Source organism: Bacillus sp. GW821-FHT11D08 (genome assembly GCF_058808515.1).
The window spans coordinates 1-890 of record NZ_JBXARS010000022.1 but is presented as its reverse complement, the minus strand read 5'-3'; the positions used below and the strand labels follow the sequence as shown (position 1 = coordinate 890).

The 890-nt window shown below is 43.5% G+C and carries 5 tRNA genes and 1 rRNA gene; all 6 read left to right on the top strand.

Features of this window, described 5'->3' with window-relative positions:
• Positions 1 to 74: ribosomal RNA gene (gene rrf / locus AC1RRX_RS19240) — 5S ribosomal RNA — on the top strand; the annotation flags it as partial.
• 46 nt (positions 75 to 120) lie between these two features.
• Positions 121 to 195, top strand: a tRNA-Asn gene (locus AC1RRX_RS19235).
• A 2-nt stretch (positions 196 to 197) separates the two neighbouring features.
• Positions 198 to 270: transfer RNA gene (locus AC1RRX_RS19230), tRNA-Thr, on the top strand.
• A gap of 343 nt (positions 271 to 613) precedes the next feature.
• Positions 614 to 688: transfer RNA gene (locus tag AC1RRX_RS19225), tRNA-Gly, on the top strand.
• Between the two features lie 32 nt (positions 689 to 720).
• Positions 721 to 797 (top strand) — tRNA-Arg (locus AC1RRX_RS19220).
• A 16-nt stretch (positions 798 to 813) separates the two neighbouring features.
• A tRNA-Pro gene (locus AC1RRX_RS19215) sits at positions 814 to 890 on the top strand.

Here is an 890-nt window from a genome sequence, read left to right as displayed (position 1 = left end):
AACACGGAAGTTAAGCTCTTCAGCGCCGATGGTAGTCGGGGGTTTCCCCCTGTGAGAGTAGGACGCCGCCAAGCTTTTTTATTTTATCTACCATGTTTTTGTTTATGAAGCTTATAATATTCCGCAGTAGCTCAGTGGTAGAGCTATCGGCTGTTAACCGATCGGTCGTAGGTTCGAGTCCTACCTGCGGAGCCATTGCTTCCATAGCTCAGCAGGTAGAGCACTTCCATGGTAAGGAAGAGGTCAGCGGTTCGAGCCCGCTTGGAAGCTTATCTAAATACGTTGATCTGAAGCAGTTTCCGCATGTTATGGAACTGTTATTTTTTTGTTCAGTTCAGTAAAAATCTGTTACTGATTGTACCAGTTAAGGTATAGGTATTTAGCGCGTCTTCTGATGAAGCCTTTCTTCAAGGGTGCAAAAGAGATTAACATAATTAATTGTTAATCGGTATTGACTTTTATCAAAACCTTGATATAATTACTTTTGTCATAATGAACAGTATCCTTTAGATTATTCTGCGGGTTATACCGTTTGGAGTTTTACTGAATAAATAACAATACAGTTTTTGGGTTATCTGATGCTGTATTCTGGCTGTACATTACATTTTTACTTGCGGAAGTAGTTCAGTGGTAGAACATCACCTTGCCAAGGTGGGGGTCGCGGGTTCGAATCCCGTCTTCCGCTCCATTTTATCCCAACGGGATATTGTGAAATTGATTGCGCCCGTAGCTCAATTGGATAGAGCGTTTGACTACGGATCAAAAGGTTAGGGGTTCGACTCCTCTCGGGCGCGCCATAATATATTTAAAAATCGGGAAGTAGCTCAGCTTGGTAGAGCACATGGTTTGGGACCATGGGGTCGCAGGTTCGAATCCTGTCTTCCCGACCA